Raw genomic sequence first — 17,508 nt, 5'->3', positions numbered from 1 at the left:
TGCTTCCTTAGATTCTTCTTCAAAAGCATCTGGTATTTCTATAGTAATTGTTTCTTCAAGTTTTTCATCTGCTTTTACAATCACTACATCTTCTAAGGTTTCTTCTTCGACTTGATTTGCTGCAACTTCAGCAACAGTTTCTTCTATTTCTGTATTACATTCATTTTCTTCTGTTAATATCGAATACACATGCTCTACTTTAGAATCTATTGACTCTTCTTGTAAAGTTTCTTCGTTATCTTCTGTAGATGATAACGCCACTACATCTTGCTCCTGCTTCAAGGCTTGTACAATTGTAGCCTCTTCTTCCACATGCTGTCCTACTGTTTTATGAAGCAAATCATCACTTAGGCTTTCTTCTAATGAAGGGGCTTGACGTTCAACTTCGTAACCGTTTTTCTCTAACCATGTATCCACAACCGATTTTTCTTCTACTTTATTACTTCGTTCGTTCATTCCGTTCTTAACAGATGAACTTCCTTGTAGAACTCCCGAAAAGTCAGATAATGTATATCCCTTTTTCTCTAACCATGCGTCAACAACAGCTTTTCCTTCAACAGATATTTCAAGATCTTCTCTTTCCTTTTCTTCCTCCTGCACAACCTTCGTTTCTACTGAAGGACGGTTATATCCATAAATCGGAGAAATCATTTCTGTTGGACGAAATGGTCTACGGTTACTTTCTTGCGACGGTACGAATGCTTTTTTTACGACAGGCTCTGGTTCCGGTTCATATTGCAATTCCGGTTCCTCATATGTAGGTGCTTCTGTTTCCACATACGGTCGTCTGCTTCTTTCCACTTTTGTTCCTCTTTGAGTAGGCTGTTCTTCATATGTTCCTCTTTGAATAGGTTGTTCTTCAAAGTTAGGCAGTTCTCTTACATCCTCCTCATCGAATCCATTATCTGGTATTAGTGGAAAACGACATTTCCCTGCATTCCGACTTGCCATTTGTGCTTCTCTTGCTTCAGTGTAGTGGTTTACACGAGGAATTTTCGGCTGACTTACAATTTGCTTTGGTACTTCTTTATTCATCGCTGTTTTTTCTTCCTCTTTGTTAAACAGCTTTTTCATCCAATCTAACATGCTTACCACTCTTTCTACTAAATAGTAACAACCTTTATTGTATCAGCATTCGGCAAAAAGTGCAGGTAAAATTAAGCATATTAACTTTATCCATAATATTCTAATTTACGAGTGTTTTGTATATAGAAAAAAGCAGCCTTCCATATAAGACTGCAATTTAAGCTTTATTTTTCCGATATTCATCTACACTATCCGTCACGCTTTGTAATAAAGAATTTACATACTGTGGGTCTGATAATTTTTTGTCTTCTTCTGGGTTTGACATAAATCCGAGTTCTAATAGTACTCCAGGTACTTTCGACCAATTAAATCCAGAAAGGTCATCTCGAAATTTAATTCCATTTACTTTCACCTGATGATTTCCCCTCATTTTGTTTACAATTGTTTGAGAGACTTGAAGACTTTCAGCATAGATTTCTTTCGTATATTGATTTCCTTCTGCTGGCGTCAATACAGCGAACCCACTTTGGTTTGGATCTTCAGAACCATCCGCGTGAAGACGTAAAAATAAATTCGCCTTATGATCATTCGCGAATGCCGCTCGTTCCTTATTACTTATATCAACCTCATGTGACGTTCTTGTCATCAATACTTGTATACCTTTTTCTTCCAGTTTTTCTTTCAATATAAAAGCCATCTCTAATACAAGAACTGATTCCCTCTTTTTCGTTACAACTCCCGTTGTTCCGTCTGTTACTTTATATTTTTGCGTAGTTGCTCCTGGACCAATTGGCTCTAAATTTAAATTCGCTTTTTGTTGATGCCCCGGATCAATAACGACGAGAAACTTCTCTTGTTTCTCATTACTCTCTACTTTTTGTTCATTATTTTGTACGGGCTGTTCAGTCGTCTGTGCCGGCGGGATTTCCTCTGTCTTTTCTTTGGCCGACACTTCCTCCTGCTTAAGTTCAACTTGTTCATTCGTTTGAATTGCTTGCGGTTCTTCTTTCTTTTCTTGTTCTTCTTGCTGCTTTTCTACCGGTGCGTCTTCTTTTTTATCGTTGTTTTTTTCTTGTACAGAAGATGTTGTTTCTTTTTTCGGTTGTTCTTGTGAACAACCTCCCATATATATTCCAATGACTGCAATAGCGCACATTATTTTTATATACTTCATTTTTCTCTCCTATCACTTTGCACCGGGCTCAAAGCATTTTCTTATAGTATTTTTATAATATCATCCATATTTCCGATATAAATCGGTTGCCACGTTTCCGTACCGCGCTCAGCTGTATAAACAGGGTAAGTATCTTCAGCTACATTAACGAAAACAGGATCTCCCATATCCGTTTCATATCCGATAACAATCCATCCTTCTTGCCATTTTTCACTTTCTTTACTTATTAATGAATTTTTATGTTTATCATATCGGTAACCGATTTGTCCTTTTTCTAATTCATCTTCGCTAAATAAATATATTTCATAGGAACCTAACTCGATATCTTGCTGTTTTGAAGTTTCAATTCGTTTCAGAAGTTCTGCAATTTTTGGTTGTTGTTTCATACGTCTATCCCCTTCTTTTTTCTAAATTTTACCTAATATATTTTTAAAATACAATATAGATTTTGAGAGGAAACGTTACAATGCTAGGAATTCCGCACAAAAAAAGTAGCCTCACGTATGCGAGGCTACTTTTCTAATATCAATTAAAATTTAAATTCTTGTCCAACTTCAAAGCTGTCTTCTAATACAAGAATACCTTTTTCTTCTGGAGCATCTGGAAGCTCTAATTCACGTGCAGAGCAAATCATTCCAGAAGAAGGAACACCGCGAAGTTCAGCTGGTTTAATTAACATACCGCTTGGCATTACAGCACCGATTTTCGCAACGACAACTTTTTGTCCTGCATCAACGTTTGGTGCACCACATACGATTTGTAATGTTTCTGTACCGATTTCTACTGTACAGATGTTTAATTTATCAGCATTTGGATGCTTCTCTTTTTCAGATACATAGCCTACAACAAATTTCGGCGTGAAATCAGCTTCCACTTTTTCTTCAAAGCCGTTCTTTGCTAAAATGTCGTTAATTTTTTCAACAAACTCTTTTGTTAATGTAACGTTTCCGTTGTCTGTTACTTCTACATAAGAAGACGCATTAAAGATGTTGAATCCTCCTGTTACGTTGCTTTCACGATCATAAACGCGAGCAACATCTCCTTTGCGGTCAAATGTACGGTTTTCTAAAGTAATATCTTGTAAGGTAACAATTAAAGTGTCACCAATTCCTTCAAGGTTGTAAAAAACGTTCACTTCGTTCATCCTTTCTCTTTTCCATCTGTCTTCTTCCGATTCTTCGCTAAAATAAAGATTGGTTCGAAGTCCCCATCTTCATATACGAATGAAAGTGATGTAATCGGAACATGCCCTTCGGCAAAAAATTTCATTGTCATTTGTGCAATAATATCATAACCGATTTCGTTGACGATATCAGCAATAATTAATACATCTTGGTGAGGAACTGCAACAACCATATCACCAGAGATCTTTTCACGCATCGAGTGTAGTAACGATTCGTTTAAAATACGACTCGCATCGTATCCATCATTTGTGTTTAAAAAGTAGAATGTATTGCCTGCTACTGTGTCCTGCTTAAATTCATAGCCTAATGAGCGAGCATTAAATAATGCCATTTCACGTACTTGTTCCTCTGTAAGCTCTAATTTTTGCAATAAGCGCTCATCAATTAATCGATACGTTTTATTAGAATCTAGCGCATAGTAAATACGTGTTTCCGCCGTATGGTCCGTCATAAGAAACGGATTTCCTTCTTCTGATTGTTTCGGGAAAGAAGTAGAGCGAATAACAGGTAAAATTTTCGCCGTGCTATTTTCTTCTTTATGCATTGCAATTAGCGCTTCTTGTACGTAATAAGCGACCTCTTCAATCGCTTTTTCTTTGTTCACTTCCCATTTTGCCACTACTCCTGGAAGTGATACGTTAATACCTTTTTTCGAGTCTATTTGTTCAATACGAAGAACTTCTTTCTCACTATCATAATGAAAGTCCCATTCTGGTCGAGATAATTTCTTCATTAACTCGTCTTTCATCTTTTTACTTGTCATTTTCATCTCTTTTTCCTCCCTTCCAAAAAAATAACCTCCCCCGCGAAGGTAGAGGTTGTTTTTACAATTCAATTGGCTAATTGTCTTATTTTAAACCTTCAATAAACTCTTCGATTTGCTCTTGTGTTTTACGATCTTTATTTACATAGCGTCCAGTTTCTTCACCTTTATTGTACGCTACAAAGCTTGGAATGCCAAATACGTCTACTTTCACGCATAGATCAATAAACTCATCACGATCTACATAGTAAAATGAGAAATCACTATACTTCTCTTCTACTTCTGGCATAAATGGATCAACGAAACGGCAATCTGGGCACCATTCTGCTGAGAACATGAAGACTACATTCTCTTCATTTTTTAATTCTTGGAATTGTTCCATGCTTTCTAATGATTTCATCTATATTTCCTCCTCTAACGAGTGCACTTTTTTCACACTATAATCTTTTCTTTATACTACCATACATCGCGCATGGTGCAAGGTTTATGCTTGCTTTTCATCATACTTATATTGTCCAATAAGTAACTTAACAACGTGTACAAATAATTCCGTTCGGTCGACATAATCATCTGTAAAAATACCGATAGCACCTTCGTGACTACGAATATCTTTTCGCTCTACAAACTCTTCCATCACTTCACTTAGCTCTTTTCCTTCTTCAAGCGGTGCTAAAAAATCGTCTGGTAACTTAATACGTGCCCCGCCTGCTACAAATGTTTTACCGTCAATCGTCGCTAAAGCACCCCAGTTACACATAAATAACCCATGCTGCGTTTTCATAACGCCGCCTTCTAGCCCAATGCCGATATGAGCTTCACCTTCCTGTAACGCTCTCTTCGCCCTATTTACTGCTCCTTGCATCGTCTCTTCATCTGAGAAAGGCTGGTTTGCCACTCCTGACGGAACAGAAAGAGATGTAATTTCAGCATCTTTCCAAACCTTCTCCACAGCCCCAACTTTCGTTTTATTCTTCGATCCAACTACTACCTTCATTTCACTCACCTCTATATAAATTCATCATTTTTCCTTAATACCAGCCCCGTACACAAAAACAGCCTTCCCCTCTTTTCCTATCCGCGGTCTTAATACATCATGCGAGCACCAATTACGCACTAACCGCCACCACTCATCACTGGGCCATCTCTCCTACCTAAAAAAAGAAAGGCTCTTCAGCCCTTCCTTTCTACGCGTTATTCTTAATTGTCTCTAACGTCGTTTTGTCCGTCGCTCTCACAAGCTTCGTAATTAATTCCTTCGCTGCCGCATAATCATCAACATGTAAAATAGAAGCATGTGTATGAATGTAACGTGCACAAACACCAATTACTGCTGATGGGATACCAGAGTTACTTGTATGTACACGGCCCGCATCTGTACCACCTTGTGAAATAAAGTATTGGTACGGAATGTTATGTGTTTCTGCTGTATCTAAAATGAATTCGCGCATTCCTCTATGCGTTACCATTGTGCGGTCATAAATGCGAAGAAGAGCACCTTTTCCTAATTGACCAAACTGCGTTTTATCACCAGATGCATCATTTGCTGGACTTGCATCAAGCGCATAGAAAATATCTGGTTGAATCATATTTGCAGCAGTTTGTGCTCCGCGAAGACCTACTTCTTCTTGTACAGTCGCACCAGAGTATAATGTGTTTGGTAATGTTTCATCTTTTAATTCTTTTAGCAATTCGATAGCAAGGCCACATCCATAGCGGTTGTCCCAAGCTTTCGCCATAATTTTCTTCTCATTTGCCATCGGCGTGAATGGACAGATTGGCACGATTTGTTGCCCTGGCTTTATGCCAATTTCAATCGCATCTTCATAACTATCTGCACCTATATCAATTAACATATTTTTTATATCCATCGGTTTTGCACGTTGCGCATCACTTAATAAATGAGGCGGAATAGAACCAACAACCCCAATAACAGGACCATTCTTCGTCATAACTTGTACACGCTGAGCTAATAGTACTTGGCTCCACCAGCCACCTAACGTTTGAAAACGAAGCATCCCATTTTTCGTAATTTGCGTAACCATGAAACCTACTTCATCCATATGACCTGCTACAAGAACGCGCGGGCCAGTTTCGTCCCCTTTTTTCAGGCCAAATACGCTACCTAAACCGTCTTGCACAATTTCATCAGCATATTTGCTTAATTCTTGCTTCATAAAACGGCGTACATCATGTTCAAAACCTGATGCACCTTGTAATTCTGTTAACGTACGAAATAATTGTAATGTCTCTTTATTCACGAAGTCCCCTTCTTTCAAACCTTAGTAGAATACCTCTTTTATTGTAACGAAATTTTCGAAATGTTTCTAGTTTCTTCTTTTTTAGTTGCATTTGCATTATAATTATTATTGGTACACTATTTTTATTTTACAGAATTGAGGTGAATATATGAGCTGGAAAGGTTTAGTCACAGGTCTTGGCGTTGGGTTCGCAGCTGGTTATTTCGTTGCAAACAAAGTACAAGAACAATCCCATATTTCTTCAGAAAAAGCATTGAAAATGGTGAAACAAGCATTAAGTCATAAAGGTGAAATTACTGGCTCTTGGGTACATATGGTTCCAGAGACATTTGAAAAATATGATGTCGCGTACGAAGTTTATCGCGGCGGTCTTACAACGATGTTAGATGAAATACAAGAACGATTTGAATTTTTAGTTGATGCTAAAACAGGTACTGTTTTAGAGGTTATAGCAGCATAAAAAAAGCTAGTAATTACTAGCTTTTTTAAGCTTCTACAATCGTTTTCCTCTCTATCTTTTCCACTATATGCCCTTCTTCATTCCACTTTACTGCACGGTAATATGCATCATGATAAAAAGTAAACCACGCCTCTTTTTCAGCACCATACTTCATCCACTTTTGTTTATGTTCAATCGATGTCATCGGATAATCATCGTATGCCATTACCCATAATACATTTTGATGTGCATGCGTCGGTAAAATATCCGCTAAATGAAGCATCGTTTCACCTTGACTTTCAAGAATGACAACGGCATGTCCATCACTATGACCACCCGTATGCGCCATTTTTATTTCATCCGTAATTTCTATTTCTTGCCTGAACGTAACAATCTTATCAACGATTGGCTCCCAATTTTCCTTCCAATATGTATTACGCGATCTAACATTCGGATTTTTCATTTCATTCCATTCAGTCTCACTTACATAAATCGTTGCGTTCGGAAACGCCGGAACAAGGTGATTTCCCTCCCATTTTGTTAAACCAGATGCATGGTCAAAATGAAGGTGTGTCATTAAGACGTAATGAATATCTTCAGTACGCAGTCCCAGTTTTTCTAAAGATTCCTTAACTGATGATTCTTCTGTTACACCTTGATTCCGCTTCATTTTCTCATTCAATTTACCGTTCCCTATCCCTGCATCAATAAGCATGTTTCCTTCTTTCGTTTGCAAGAGTAACGGATCTGTTCGTAAATAAATATGATTTGTATCATTATGTTTATATTTGCGTGACCAAAGTACTTTTGGCACAACTCCAAACATCGCGCCTCCATCTAAATGTGTATTCCCACCTTTTAGCCACGTCACTTTTATATTTCCAATTTGTAACTGTTCCATATCCAATCCCCCTTTTTATTTAATTTTAACATAATATTCCGATTATTTTTCATATAAAAAACCTATGCATTACTGCATAGGCTCCGTACGATATTTTGCTTCAACTCGGTAAATACGATGACCTTTACTAGAGAATTTCTCTTCGTATTCTGTCATAATGTTTCCTTCATAATCACTATTATGAAGATCTAGGCTAAGGTAAGTTAATAACATACCATACTCAGCCATACTCATAATAGAATATTCAAATAAACCTTGGTTATCAGTTTTGAAATGAATTTCTCCGCCATCTACTAACACTTCTTCATAATTGCGTAAAAATGTTTTATACGTTAAACGACGCTTCGTATGACGATTCTTCGGCCATGGATCTGAGAAGTTTAAATAAACGCGGTCAATTTCACCTTTCGCAAAGAAAACTGTTAAATCTTCAGCATCTTTATTAATTAACTTTAAGTTCGGTACTTCTTCTTCAATTAATTTATCAAGTGCATCTACAACAACACTTGTGAATTTTTCAATTCCAATATAGTTTATATGCGGATTTGCTTTTGCCATATCATACATAAAGCGGCCACGTCCTGTACCTACTTCAATATGAATCGGCTGTTCATTTCCAAATATTTCTTTCCAGTTACCAGCGCTCTCCTCTGGTTTTCCAATTACGATATGTGAATACTCATTAATTCGATCCATTGCATAAGGCTTATGTCTTAAACGCATAGATGTCTCCCTCTCTTTACAAAACTATTTTAAAGGAAAAATTCCTTCTTTCTGTTTTAATCAATCTATCAAACAAAAAACCAAGTACGTACGAGCACTCGGTCCGTTTCTTTCAAGTATAAGATGTACCATTTTGATAAAAACTACATAAAGCATTAAACATTCCATGACGAAACAGCTTTTTCTCTTACATTTCTAAGGAGAGAAAAACACTCGAAAGGATGATCCGTTCATGCCAATTAATCAACAGCATCAATTAGAAGTGTTAAAAGATATTTTAATCAATCATCAAAGTGATTGCTGCGGGACAGTTTCTGAATGCGAGCAATTAGAGCGCCTCATTCAATCGTTACTCGCAAACGATAGTATAAGTAGTGACGCTAAAGCAATGCTAAACGATGTATATTCTTATAGTCAATCGGGTAAATCTTCCTCTAATTTGGACAACCATATTTCCAATAATCAAGAACAACTTACTCAGTGGATTGCTGGAATGGACAATTTTTCTTAAGTATTATTCTGAAGCAAGTAGTTGCTGTAAATATTGGTGCCAATATTTAGCTTCTGCTTGCTGCTTTTTTGTTGTGTGCCATTGAATAGATAAAATCGTTTGTGCTATCACATACCATCTCATACGCCTAAGCAATGATTCATCTAGTTCAACCTCATAATATCCGAGCCACTCACTCCATTCATGGCGCGGAACATACCAATATAATAACATACCAAGATCTAAAGCTGGGTCAGCAATAACAGCTCCATCCCAATCAATTAAAAACAATTCATCTTCATCCGACAATATCCAATTGTTATGATTTACATCACAATGGCATACAACGAATTCATTGTACTCAATATCTTTTAATGACTCCGTTAAATATTGAAGACCTTGCTGAATTGTTTCATCAACTCTTATATCTCCTCTTAAAACGAGCTGTAATTGTTGTAACAACTCTTGCCCATGAAGCGGCTGCTTTCCTAGCCTTTGAATCATCTGCACAAGCGCTTTAGAGGAATGTATTTTCTTCAAAAGTTTCGCAACACGTTCTAGTTTCATATCCTCTTGCTCTAACTTCTGTCCCGGAAGCCATTTTTGAGCAGAAATTACATCACCGTTCGTTACCCTTCTTGTCCAAAGTAATTTTGGAACAATTCCTTCTGCTGACAATACCGCTAAAAAGGGCGATGTATTCCGCTTTAAAAATAACTTTTGTTGTCCGTTTTGCGCAATATATGCATCGCCCGTTACTCCACCAGCCGGTATAAGACTCCACTCTTTTCCTAATAATTGTTCCAACCATTCCATATTCATTACCCGTTAACAAATCCTTATCTTTTATAGTTATGAAAAGAAAAACCGCAACATTTCTACACATGTTGTGGATTCATATATTTTACTGTATTTGAATGAAAAAAACTTAGCATAAGCCGAAAACAGGATAAATCACCTGTTCAACTAGTTTATTTTACAAAATCACTCATAGAATGACAACTTATCAAAATCGTCACCTTTGTCAATTCTACATTTATTACATTCTCATCGTCAAGTAGCGATTTGTCACATTATCGTCAATATATACGTGCTAATTGGAGCCAATTGAAGTTCCTTTCCTCTAAATGAAGAAATTGGCTCTATTTTTGCTTGCTTTTCGTTTGCTAACACATGCCACGTTTCTTCTTTTGGAAGCTGCACCGTTTTAGCTTCCAAACCGCTATTGAATAGCACAACAATCTCTTTCCATGGTCCGAAAGATTCTACATTTCGCAAATGGTATACAAGTGCTTCTTTTGATGTTTGCAAAAAAGTCATATGCTTTTTTATAAGGTCCGCGCTTTTTAATCGGAATGCCCCATGCTCCTTCCGAATCGCAATTAAACCTTTTATATAGTTAACTGTCTCCATCTCTTTTTCTTTTTGATCCCAATCTAATCGATTGATTTCATCATTTGCATTATAACTATTTTCATTTCCTTGCTTCGTACGATAAAACTCTTGCCCAGCATGTAAGAAAGGAATCCCTTGTGAAAGAATAACCATTGCAGTCGCTAAGCTATGACGCCTTTTTAAAATTTCTTCTGATTCTGGATTACTTTGCACTAGTTTATCCCACATCGTCATATTGTCATGACATTCTACATAGTTGATGCTTTGTACTGGCTCTAGGAACAATCCTGTTTCTTTCATACTTAAAAGGCTACCAGCTACTACATACTGCAAATGATTACAGTCTACATGCCCACCAAATGCAAAGCCACGTTTATTTATATTAAAAGTACTTCCTTTTACTCCATCACGAAATTGATCATTAAACTGTGCGATATATGGCATTTTATTCGCATTATTTAACGTCGCTTTCTCTTCAAGAGGAAGCGGTGTTTGTAAATCCCATCCTTCACCTAATAACAGCGCATCCTGCTTTATTTTTCGCACTTCTTTTTCTAACGCATTCATCGTTTCAACATCTGAAATCCCCATTAAATCAAATCGGAATCCATCAACATTGTATTCAGTAAGCCAATATAAAACAGATTCTATAATAAATTTCCTCATCATTTTCCGTTCAGATGCTATATCATTTCCAACTCCCGTCCCATTAGAAGGCATACCATCTTCCCCATGACGAAAATAATATCCCGGGACAAGCTTCTCAAATGATGATAATTCTCTTTCATAAACATGATTATATACAACATCTATAATCACCCTGATGCCGTGATCATGAAATGTTTCAATTAGTTGTTTACACTCTACTATCCTGTTATACGGATCAGAAAGGTTTGTAACATAAAACCCTGTTGGTATATTGTAATATAATGGATTATATCCCCAATTATATGCGGAAGCAGGATTCACTTCATCTATACCACCAAAACAATGTAAAGGTAATAGTTCAACATGTGTAACGCCTAAATCTTTTATATGAGCCAATCCTGTTAATGTCCCATTTCGTCCCGTTGTCTCTTCTTCCATCAATCCTTTATATGTTCCCTTTTTATTCACTCCACTGTTTGGATGAATAGTAGCGTCACGAATATGCAGTTCATACAATATGGCATCTGTCATTGACTGTAATGGTGATAATTTCTCTCGTTTTGTTACATTCGTCTTTTCCAAATCGATAACAACGCCGTATTTCCCATTTACAGTCACTGACTTTGCGTAAGGATCAACCGCTTCATTCCATATTAAATTAATACAAACAAGGAATGTATATCGTGCTCCATCATGATTACCTTGTAATGTATGAATCCACACTCCGTTTTCTTCTCTGTACATTTCATAATCAACATATTCTTTATCACTTTTATAAATCCGTACTTTCGCAAGCCTTGCGGTCGGAGCCCATACTTTAAATATTGTTTCTTCTTTTTGATACACAGCACCTAAGTCGGTACCTTCGTAATAATATTTTTCATCGAAAACTACTGTTCGAATCACAGCGCCTATTTGTAAATCTGTTTCTTCATTCCGTTCATCCCGTACTGTATAATACTTCCCCACATCTAGCGGCTCTTCTATAAAACATTCATACTTCGTTGCATCTGGAAGAGCAATAGTATGAACAATCGGTAACTCTTTCACATTGCTTCCTTCTTGTAAACGAAATGTCCGGCTTGTTCCATACGCATGCGGGAGCAAAATTGTAATTTTATTCATTTCATCTAAATAGGCATCAAATGGACGTTTTACTTTCAACATAAAAAATCACCATCATTCTTAAAGTTAAAATGAAACGAGCTGCAAATGATAAGGGTTTTCTTATCAGCGAAGCTCTATACAGTAACACATTATTCCCTATAGTATATTCACCTGTATAAAAAACGTTTTCATACATTCTATGTTTGTAGTTTTATTTCAGTAATCGATTTATACTTTGGCGTTTCCTTAACGTGAGATTCATACAAAGTAATCGTATCTGCTCGAAATGATGTTACGGGTAAATCTTTTACATTTGTCAGATCAAATACTTTTCCTCCTGCCCATTTACGCGCAACAGTAATATGTGGATGATAAGGACGTGTCTCTAGAGAGAAACCATTTTCTTCACAAATTGTATGCACTTGTTTTTGCAACTGAACCAAATCATTATTCTCACTTACCTTCGCCCAAAAAATACGTGGCTCTTCTTCTAGGCCAAACGTTGAAAATCCTTGTAACGTGAACGATAGTTCTTTTGTTTCTGTAAGCATTTGTAATCCATTCTTTATTCCTTCTAATTGTTCCTCTGTCGCACTTCCTAAAAATGAAAGTGTAATATGATAGTCTTCTTCATGTACCCACGAGCGAAATGGCAATTCATCCTTCATGTCCTCTTTATAATTAGAGAGCACTTCTTTTATATGACGTGGTAAAGTTACTGCGACAAAATAATGCGGCACCATCTACATCGTCTCCTTTATGTTATTGTTGCTTTTCTTGCTTATCTCATTCAGCTAAAAAGAATCCGCCCTCTAAAGTAGAGAGCGGTCATTATTTACATATCTTTTATTTCGCTAATTCATGAATTGCTTGCGCATAAATCGCTGTTGCTTTTAATAAATCTTCAATTTCAATGTACTCGTCTTTTTGATGAGCAAGTTCTTCTTTTCCAGGGAATAGCGGGCCAAATGCAACGCCAGCTTTCAATGAACGAGCATAAGTACCACCGCCAATTGCTAACAATTCAGCTTTTTCACCCGTTTGTTCTTCATATACGCGTTGCAAAGTACGAATTAACGTATGATCTTTGTCAACGTGATGCGGGCGAGAGTTAGAATAATCCGCTACTTCAAATCCATGAGTACCAACATATTCTTTTAACTTTGCAATCGTTTCTTCAAAGTTAGTCGTAACTGGATAGCGTACATTTAATCCTAAATTACCACCGTTTTCTTGCGAGTAAGACAGGCGACCAACATTCACTGTTAACGGGCCGCTAATATCGTCTTTATAAGAAATACCAGCTTTTTCTCCAATAATATCACCTGTAAATGTTTCTGTTACAAACGATGCAAATGAAGCCCCTTTTCCATCAAGAGAAACTTTCGTTAAGCAGTTTGCCAATAATAAACCTGCATTTTCTCCCTTTTCCGGAGTAGATCCGTGAGCTGAAATCCCTTTGATTTGCAACGTCACCGTATTTCCTTCTACAATTGCTTTACCTATTTTTTTAGCAGTTTGTAAATACTCTTCATATGCTACTGTAAGTGCATTTACATCTTCTCCTGTAATAACTGCTTCTGCAAAATCAGGAACCATATTTAAACGACGACCTGACTCAAATGAAATAAGCTTAAATGTGCCTTCTTTCTCTTCGCTACCATTTTGCACAACTTGTATGTCAGAAATTCCTTTTTCCGCATTAATAATTGGAAAATCTGCATCCGGCGCAAAACCGATTGTTGGCATTTCTTCATTTTTAAAATAATGATCTACACACTTCCAATTACTTTCCTCATCTGTTCCTAAAATCATACGAACACGTTTTGAAAGAGGTAAGCCTAATTCTTTAACGATTTTCATCGCATAATAAGCTGCCATCGTCGGCCCTTTATCATCAATTGCACCGCGTGCAAAAATCTTCCCGTCGCGAATATCCGCACTATACGCAGGGGTTGTCCAGCCATCTCCTTCTGGTACAACATCAACGTGACAAAGAATACCTACTAATTCTTCTCCTTGCCCCATTTCAAGATGACCTGCATACCCTTCTAAATTTTTAGAAGCGAAACCTTCTGCTTCTCCTTTATGTAACATGAAAGATAAGGCTTTTTCTACACCTTCACCAAATGGCGCGCCCTCTTTCGCAGATTCTTCTTCCCATACACTTTTAATTTGCAAAAATTGTTGTGTATCACGAATTAAATCATCTTTTCGTTTTGTAACTTCTTCTGTCCAATTAATCGTTGACATCACGCATCCATCCTTCACTATATTGTCTCTTTCATCATAGCAAACCGAAATCTCTTATGCCATACACGAAAACCAAATGCCGAACAATTGTAATATTTCAGATATTTCTTATTAGTTTTTCTTTTATTTTTTCAAAAAAATTTGCAGGAATTTGGCGTTTTACGTAGAAATTTATGAGTTAGTTGACTGACCAAATATACAATGTCAACTACCAATATTTTTCTATATGAATATTTGTTAAACTTTTGTAAAATTTAAGTAGATTAAAGCATGAATTTTATCATGTAGAGTACAATGGTAGTAACGACCTTCTTTCCTGAATGGGGTCAAAAAAACTGGTAGAGGAGTGGTTTTCTCTTGAAACCTACAACTACTCGTATGCTAACACGCATTAAATCAATTTATATGTACATCAATGAAAACGGTACGGTAACAACGAAAGACCTTGTAGATGAGTTCGGGATCACACCGCGAACGATACAACGTGATCTAAATGTGTTGCAGTTTAATGAACTCGTGTATAGCCCTTGCCGCGGCAAGTGGACAACGACAGGAAAGAAAGTGAGAATGACCTCATAACAAAAAATAATTGTATGTAAATAAATACATACCCCTTTCTAACTCATTAGAAAGGGGTCTTTTCTATGCTCTGAAATTGGCGTTACTTTTCGTTATCTACTTGATACGTCTTTAACATTTCTACTTCTTCATCTGTTAATTCACGATATTGCCCAAGTTCTAACTCTTCATCTAGCACTAAAGGTCCCATCTCTGTTCTCTTTAAATACACTACTTTTTTACCTACCGCTTCAAACATACGCTTCACTTGATGGAATTTTCCTTCTGTAATCACGAGCTCAATTTCAGAAATATCATCACTCTTTAAAATTGTAAGTTCGCCTGGCTTCGTTTCATAGCCATCTTCTAAAATAACACCTTTAGCGAATTCTTTTACATCCTCTTCCGTTACAACTCCTGAAACGTGTGCATAGTATTTTTTCGGCACATGCTTTTTCGGAGATAATAGTTGATGCGTTAACTTCCCGTCATTTGTGATTAATAAGAAACCTTCTGTATCAATATCAAGTCTTCCAACAGGGAATGGATCAAAAATCGCATCTTCTAATTCTAATAAATCTATTACTGTTTCATGGTTATCATCTTCTGTCGCTGAAATAACACCTTGTGGTTTATGCATCATTAAATAAACAAACTCTTTATATTCAACAACTTCACCGTGAATCATAACCTCTTGCTCTTCTATATTCACATGAAACTTCGCATCTTTCACTGGTACTCCATCAATTTTCACAACGCCGTCTTTCAGTAATTTCTTTACTTCTTTTCTACTTCCGTGTCCCATATTCGCTAATAATTTATCTAATCTCATGTTCTTCACCTTCTTTATTTATCATAAGAAAAGGGGACGTATTTACGCCCCTTTTGATTTCAACTTTATTTTGAATCTACTACCAAGTTTACGCTGGATTTTCTCTAAAGCTTCTCCGCCAAATACTCTTTCTAGTACTCCTGTGCGAATCGCTAACAATCCGTAAACAAGGCCACCAATACCTGCACAAATCGCAACTGTAATAAGAGCACCAATACGGCCATCAGGCGAAATCATGAAGGATAGAAGCCATTGTGATAGTTTTACAGCAATAACCATTACAAGTGTTAATACTGCAATTTGGAATGTTCTCTTATATACAACACCAAATGAATAGTGTGCGTGTTTTTTGATTTGTCTATTCGTATACCATACGGAAGCTAAGAAACCGACTGCAGTAGCTAAAATCGCCCCAACTGTACCGAAATAACGAATAAAGATTACGTTACATACAAATTTCAAAATAACACCCATCACAAGCGCAATAACCGCATGTTTCTGCTTGTTAATCCCTTGCAAGATAGCTGCTGTTACTGTGAATAAAGCGAATAACAATGCAACTGGTGCATACCACATTAATACTTGTCCACCTAGTGGATCTGAATCGTAGAAAGCAGTGTAAATTGGATACGCAAGTGTAGAAATACCGATAACTGCTGGCAATGTTAAAAACATATTCGCCTGGAATGTTTGTGTAATTTGTAATTTCAAATAACGGTATTGCTTTTCAGTAAACGACTTTGTAATCGCTGGTACGAGCGTTAAACTAAACGCTGTTGCAAGTGATACTGGAATCATAATTAATTTATGCGTCCACATCGTGAAAATACCAAGCGCTCGCTCTGCGATATCCCCTTGACCAATCGCCTGCATAATAGAGTTAAATGTCAATGTATCAATTTGTTGGTATAAAGGAATTGTTAATCCAATTACAACGTAAGGAATTGCATATGCAAACAACTCTTTAAACAATTGAGCGGTACTTACCGTTGATTCTGGTACAGTTTGCTCAATTAAATATTGATCCAAATATTTTTTACGTTTTAACCAGTACCAAATTAATACGCCAAGTGCTCCAACTGCTGAAACGAATGCAGCGAATGTCGCAACACCAACTGCCGTTGCTACTGTACCGCCAAGTACTTTAATAACGATGAAACTACCCGCTAATAAAAAGACGATACGAATAATTTGCTCAATAATTTGTGAAACCGTAGTCGGTCCCATCGATTGGTGGCCTTGGAAATAACCACGAATCAAACTTGCTGCCGGCACAACAATAAGCGCAAAACTTACGAGGCGAATAATCGTCGTAACTTCTTCTATCTTATTTTGTAAACTTTGTTTACCAAGCATTGCTTCTGCAAATAATGGTGCGGTCATGTACAGTACTAAGAAGGAAAGAACTCCTGTTACTATCATCATAACCATTCCCGAGCGGAACATTCTCCGGCTCGTTTTATAATCTCCAAGTGCATTATATTTGGAAACAAACTTCGAAACAGCAAGCGGCACCCCTGCCGTTGCGATACTTAAAAATATCGTATATGGAATGTATCCATATGTATAGAGCGTTCCGCCTTCTGTGCCTACTAATGCATGAAACGGAAAGACGTAAATCATGCCTAAGAACTTTACTAAAAATGTCCCTAACGTCACAATAAGCGTTCCGCGCAGAAATTTTGAATCGGACATACAAAAATCCTCCTACATCTACATAAAGTGAAACTATAATCAGTGGGGATTTTGTTCATCCC

At 36.9% G+C, this 17,508-nt stretch carries 18 protein-coding genes and 1 pseudogene; 3 read left to right on the top strand and 16 right to left on the bottom strand.

From position 1 onward, the window contains the following. The 8 genes and pseudogenes from V7038_RS02960 to V7038_RS02925 form a co-directional block, all read right to left on the bottom strand. Positions 1 to 1,086 (bottom strand): annotated as a pseudogene (locus tag V7038_RS02960) (DNA translocase FtsK); the annotation flags it as partial. Between the two features lie 157 nt (positions 1,087 to 1,243). Next, positions 1,244 to 2,200, bottom strand: coding sequence for an N-acetylmuramoyl-L-alanine amidase (locus V7038_RS02955; protein ID WP_335469077.1), 957 nt, complete (start codon positions 2,198 to 2,200; stop codon positions 1,244 to 1,246). 41 nt (positions 2,201 to 2,241) lie between these two features. Continuing rightward, entirely contained in the window at positions 2,242 to 2,586 is a 345-nt protein-coding gene (locus tag V7038_RS02950; RefSeq protein WP_002112327.1) for a hypothetical protein, read from the bottom strand. A 143-nt stretch (positions 2,587 to 2,729) separates the two neighbouring features. After that, positions 2,730 to 3,344, bottom strand: coding sequence for a YtpR family tRNA-binding protein (gene ytpR / locus V7038_RS02945; RefSeq protein WP_335469074.1), 615 nt, complete (start codon positions 3,342 to 3,344; stop codon positions 2,730 to 2,732). Then, complete coding sequence (locus V7038_RS02940) at positions 3,341 to 4,153, bottom strand: DUF1444 domain-containing protein (protein WP_002112329.1); 813 nt, start codon at positions 4,151 to 4,153, stop codon at positions 3,341 to 3,343. The genes ytpR and V7038_RS02940 overlap by 4 nt, the downstream gene beginning before the upstream one ends. A gap of 79 nt (positions 4,154 to 4,232) precedes the next feature. Next, a complete protein-coding gene (locus V7038_RS02935) occupies positions 4,233 to 4,547 on the bottom strand; it encodes a thioredoxin family protein (protein ID WP_002015619.1) in 315 nt (104 codons plus the stop codon). Positions 4,548 to 4,631: 84 nt separating this feature from the next. Then, a complete protein-coding gene (locus tag V7038_RS02930) occupies positions 4,632 to 5,141 on the bottom strand; it encodes a DUF84 family protein (RefSeq protein ID WP_070129074.1) in 510 nt (169 codons plus the stop codon). A 190-nt stretch (positions 5,142 to 5,331) separates the two neighbouring features. Further along, positions 5,332 to 6,405 (bottom strand): M42 family metallopeptidase, encoded by a 1,074-nt coding sequence (locus V7038_RS02925; protein WP_002123132.1) that lies wholly within the window; start codon positions 6,403 to 6,405, stop codon positions 5,332 to 5,334. 148 nt (positions 6,406 to 6,553) lie between these two features. On the opposite strand from V7038_RS02925, the gene V7038_RS02920 reads away from it, so the two are divergent. Then, positions 6,554 to 6,865: a PepSY domain-containing protein gene (locus V7038_RS02920; RefSeq protein WP_002112333.1), complete on the top strand. Its 312-nt coding sequence runs from the start codon at positions 6,554 to 6,556 to the stop codon at positions 6,863 to 6,865. Positions 6,866 to 6,890: 25 nt separating this feature from the next. Here the strand turns inward: V7038_RS02920 and V7038_RS02915 are convergent, their stop codons facing one another. Continuing rightward, positions 6,891 to 7,745 carry a YtnP family quorum-quenching lactonase gene (locus V7038_RS02915; RefSeq protein WP_002112334.1) on the bottom strand — a complete coding sequence of 285 codons (855 nt, stop codon included), beginning with the start codon at positions 7,743 to 7,745 and terminating at the stop codon, positions 6,891 to 6,893. Positions 7,746 to 7,814: 69 nt separating this feature from the next. Continuing rightward, the gene (gene trmB / locus V7038_RS02910; protein WP_002112335.1) at positions 7,815 to 8,468 is read right to left on the bottom strand and encodes a tRNA (guanosine(46)-N7)-methyltransferase TrmB; all 654 of its coding nucleotides are present in this window, start codon (positions 8,466 to 8,468) and stop codon (positions 7,815 to 7,817) included. 232 nt (positions 8,469 to 8,700) lie between these two features. Here trmB and V7038_RS02905 point away from each other — a divergent pair, with 232 nt between their 5' ends. Further along, the gene (locus V7038_RS02905; RefSeq protein ID WP_002112336.1) at positions 8,701 to 8,979 is read left to right on the top strand and encodes a YtzH-like family protein; all 279 of its coding nucleotides are present in this window, start codon (positions 8,701 to 8,703) and stop codon (positions 8,977 to 8,979) included. 3 nt (positions 8,980 to 8,982) lie between these two features. Here the strand turns inward: V7038_RS02905 and V7038_RS02900 are convergent, their stop codons facing one another. The 4 genes from V7038_RS02900 to pepV all read right to left on the bottom strand — a co-directional run bounded on the left by V7038_RS02900 (position 8,983) and on the right by pepV (position 14,361). Then, complete coding sequence (locus tag V7038_RS02900; protein WP_002112337.1) at positions 8,983 to 9,780, bottom strand: phosphotransferase family protein; 798 nt, start codon at positions 9,778 to 9,780, stop codon at positions 8,983 to 8,985. A gap of 246 nt (positions 9,781 to 10,026) precedes the next feature. Beyond that, on the bottom strand, positions 10,027 to 12,168 hold the full coding sequence (gene pulA, locus V7038_RS02895; protein WP_335469069.1) for a type I pullulanase: 2,142 nt from the start codon (positions 12,166 to 12,168) through the stop codon (positions 10,027 to 10,029). A 137-nt stretch (positions 12,169 to 12,305) separates the two neighbouring features. Next, on the bottom strand, positions 12,306 to 12,851 hold the full coding sequence (gene thpR, locus V7038_RS02890; RefSeq protein ID WP_199659287.1) for an RNA 2',3'-cyclic phosphodiesterase: 546 nt from the start codon (positions 12,849 to 12,851) through the stop codon (positions 12,306 to 12,308). A 103-nt stretch (positions 12,852 to 12,954) separates the two neighbouring features. Then, positions 12,955 to 14,361: a dipeptidase PepV gene (pepV, locus tag V7038_RS02885; RefSeq protein ID WP_071151601.1), complete on the bottom strand. Its 1,407-nt coding sequence runs from the start codon at positions 14,359 to 14,361 to the stop codon at positions 12,955 to 12,957. 357 nt (positions 14,362 to 14,718) lie between these two features. Between pepV and V7038_RS02880 the strand changes: the two genes are divergently transcribed. After that, a complete protein-coding gene (locus V7038_RS02880; protein ID WP_000805512.1) occupies positions 14,719 to 14,940 on the top strand; it encodes a DeoR family transcriptional regulator in 222 nt (73 codons plus the stop codon). An 82-nt stretch (positions 14,941 to 15,022) separates the two neighbouring features. Here the strand turns inward: V7038_RS02880 and V7038_RS02875 are convergent, their stop codons facing one another. Both V7038_RS02875 and V7038_RS02870 read right to left on the bottom strand, forming a co-directional pair. Next, positions 15,023 to 15,751 carry a pseudouridine synthase gene (locus tag V7038_RS02875; RefSeq protein ID WP_002112343.1) on the bottom strand — a complete coding sequence of 243 codons (729 nt, stop codon included), beginning with the start codon at positions 15,749 to 15,751 and terminating at the stop codon, positions 15,023 to 15,025. Positions 15,752 to 15,793: 42 nt separating this feature from the next. Next, positions 15,794 to 17,446 carry a putative polysaccharide biosynthesis protein gene (locus V7038_RS02870; protein WP_002112344.1) on the bottom strand — a complete coding sequence of 551 codons (1,653 nt, stop codon included), beginning with the start codon at positions 17,444 to 17,446 and terminating at the stop codon, positions 15,794 to 15,796. Positions 17,447 to 17,508: the final 62 nt, after the last annotated feature.

This window comes from Bacillus sp. JJ783 (assembly GCF_036963225.1).
In the GTDB taxonomy this organism is placed as follows: Bacteria; Bacillota; Bacilli; order Bacillales; family Bacillaceae_G; genus Bacillus_A; species Bacillus_A cereus_U.
This window is presented reverse-complemented; position numbering and strand designations above follow the sequence as displayed.